Source organism: Mesorhizobium sp. M7A.F.Ca.CA.004.04.2.1, assembly GCF_004022825.1.
GTDB lineage: Bacteria > Pseudomonadota > Alphaproteobacteria > Rhizobiales > Rhizobiaceae > Mesorhizobium.
Genome location: NZ_RZPH01000994.1, coordinates 1 through 2,167, shown reverse-complemented (window position 1 = coordinate 2,167; position 2,167 = coordinate 1). Strand labels below are relative to the sequence as shown.

The 2,167-nt window shown below is 62.9% G+C and carries 4 protein-coding genes; all 4 read left to right on the top strand.

Annotated elements, in window-relative coordinates; translation table 11 throughout:
* Positions 1–777 (top strand): bifunctional allantoicase/(S)-ureidoglycine aminohydrolase (locus EN893_RS30295; protein ID WP_128362036.1); only part of this gene is annotated, 777 nt, incomplete at its 5' end.
* Positions 774–1,265, top strand: coding sequence for an ureidoglycolate lyase (locus EN893_RS30290; RefSeq protein ID WP_127271946.1), 492 nt, complete (start codon positions 774–776; stop codon positions 1,263–1,265). The genes EN893_RS30295 and EN893_RS30290, both read left to right, overlap by 4 nt.
* Positions 1,266–1,331: 66 nt before the next feature.
* Positions 1,332–1,925 carry a nucleoside deaminase gene (locus EN893_RS30285; RefSeq protein WP_127269858.1) on the top strand — a complete coding sequence of 198 codons (594 nt, stop codon included), beginning with the start codon at positions 1,332–1,334 and terminating at the stop codon, positions 1,923–1,925.
* Positions 1,926–2,007: 82 nt separating this feature from the next.
* Positions 2,008–2,167: CocE/NonD family hydrolase (locus EN893_RS30280; protein ID WP_164901247.1), on the top strand; the 160-nt coding region annotated here is incomplete at its 3' end.

Here is a 2,167-nt window from a genome sequence, read left to right as displayed (position 1 = left end):
GTCTTCACCGAGGCCTATGCCGTCATTCCTCGGGGTGTGATGCAGGACATCGTGACCAGTGCGTTGCCGTTCTGGGACGAGACCCGCGTCTGGATCTTGTCGCGACCACTGTCCGGTTTTGCCGAGACGTTCTCGCAATACATTGTCGAGGTCGCGCCCGGCGGCGGCAGCGACCGGCCGGAACCCGATGCCGGCGCCGAAGGCGCGCTGTTCGTGGTCGAAGGCGAACTGACGGTTCTGCTGGCCGGCAAGAAGCATGTCTTGCGGCCCGGCGGCTTTGCCTTCCTGCCGCCTGCCAGCGGCTGGACGGTCCGCAACGAAAGCAAGGCCGACGTGCGCTTCCACTGGATTCGCAAGGCTTACGAGGCGGTCGACGGTCTCGATGCGCCGGAGGCCTTCTTCGCCAACGAACAGGAGATCGCGCCGACGCCGATGCCCGGCACCGAGGGCCGCTGGGCGACGACGCGTTTCGTCGATCCAGCCGATTTGCGCCACGACATGCACATGACCATCGTCACGCTTGAACCGGGTGCGGTCATTCCCTTCGCCGAGACCCATGTCATGGAGCACGGGCTCTATGTGCTGGAAGGCAAGGCGGTCTATCGCCTCAATCAGGACTGGGTCGAGGTTGAGGCCGGCGACTATATGTGGCTGCGCGCCTTCTGTCCGCAGGCCTGCTATGCCGGCGGCCCGGGCAAATTCCGTTATCTGCTCTACAAGGACGTGAACCGGCACGCCAAGCTCGGCGGCGTCGGTGTCCCTGGGCGGACGCCGTGACGCGGATCATTGCGCGGCCACTGACCCGCGAGAGCTTTGCTCCGTTCGGCGACGTCATCGACATGGGCGGCGACAACCACTACCCGATCAATGGCGGCCGCGCGGAACGCTATCACGATCTGGCGACCGCCGAGGCGACCGGACCGAATGCCCGCGTGCTGATCTCGATGGTGCGCGGCACGCCTTACGAACTGCCGCTGAAGCTGAGCATGGTCGAGCGCCACCCCTTCGGCAGCCAGGCCTTCATCCCGCTGTCGCCGCGTCCATTCCTGGTCGTCGTCTGCCATGACGGCGAGCAAGGGCCTGATGAGCCGCATGCCTTCATCACCGCACCCGGCCAAGGCATCAATTACCGGCGCAATCTCTGGCATGGCGTGCTGACGCCGCTCGGCGAGCCTCAGGATTTCCTGATCGTCGACCGTGGCGGCGACGGCTCCAATCTCGAAGAGTTCCATTTCTCGCACGCCTACGAGATCCATCTCCCTTAATTTTTTGTGCGTGTCGTTACCCCAAACCCGGGGCACTTTGGGCGACATGCGGCAGGAGACCCCCTGATGACGGATATTTCGCTGATCGACCGCCTGCTCGACGTTATCGAGCACGACATCGTGCCGAAGACGGCCGACGGCGTCACCCATGGCAACAAGCTGTTCGGCGCCGCGATCCTGCGCAAGGACGACCGGTCGCTGGTGCTGGCCGAAACCAACAACGAGATGGAAAACCCGCTCTGGCACGGCGAGGTGCACTGCCTGAAGCGCTTCTACGAAATGCCCAGGGCTGAACGCGTCGATACGAAAGACGCCATCTTCATCGCCACGCACGAACCCTGCTCGCTCTGCCTGTCGGCTATCACCTGGACCGGCTTCGACAATTTCTACTATCTGTTCAGCCACGAGGATTCGCGCGACAGCTTTGCCATCCCGCACGACCTGAAAATCCTGAAAGAGGTCTTCACCCTCGATCCCGGCGGCTACAATGCCGAGAATGCCTACTGGAAGAGCTTTTCCATACGTCGGTTGGTGCGAACTTTGCCCGAAGCCGAGCGGCAACGGCTGGAAACACGTATCGGCGCGATTTCGGCGCGCTACGATGAGTTGTCCGGCGTCTATCAGGCGAATAAGGACGATAACGACATTCCGCTGAATTGACGCGGATTGACCAGCCGAATTCGTTGGCTGGCCCACGACGCGACCCCACCGGCTCCATCATCTGGCGATCCTGGAGCATGCCATGAAAACAGTCACCGAATTTTCCCGCAAGGTCGTCGAATTCCCGGACATGGGGATCGTCATGCCGGACGGCTGCCGGCTCTCGGCGCGGGTGTGGATGCCGGAGGATGCGGGCGACGATCCGGTGCCGGCGATCCTCGAACACCTGCCCTACCGCAAGC

What these genes read in the sequence shown, in the direction of transcription:
- EN893_RS30285 (WP_127269858.1), top strand. Translation starts at nt 1,332, where the DNA reads ATGACGGATATTTCGCTGATCGACCGCCTGCTCGACGTTATCGAGCAC.